This is a genomic window from Bacillus hominis, from assembly GCF_018332515.1.
Classification (GTDB): Bacteria; Bacillota; Bacilli; order Bacillales; family Bacillaceae_G; genus Bacillus_A; species Bacillus_A hominis.
Genome location: NZ_BOQD01000698.1, coordinates 1 through 247, shown reverse-complemented (window position 1 = coordinate 247; position 247 = coordinate 1). Strand labels below are relative to the sequence as shown.

Here is a 247-nt window from a genome sequence, read left to right as displayed (position 1 = left end):
TTATCGAGATCTGGTGTGCGTTTTCACTGGTGAAAGGGCGTCGCTGGGCGCGCTGGCTATATCTGCTGACACAAATCACCGCCGCAAGTTACTTGTGGGCGGCTTCGCTGGGGTATGGTTATCCGGAGCTGTTCAGCATTCCCGGTGAATCAAAACGTGAAATCTTCCATAGCCTGATGCTGCAGAAGCTGCCGGATATGCTCATCCTGATGCTGCTGTTCGTTCCCTCGACCAGTCGGCGGTTCTT

The 247-nt window shown here is 54.3% G+C and carries 1 protein-coding gene; it reads left to right on the top strand.

Annotation, left to right across the window (positions count from 1 at the left end; translation table 11 throughout):
• Positions 1–247 (top strand): YbjO family protein (locus tag KI356_RS29010; RefSeq protein WP_212937094.1); only part of this gene is annotated, 247 nt, incomplete at both ends.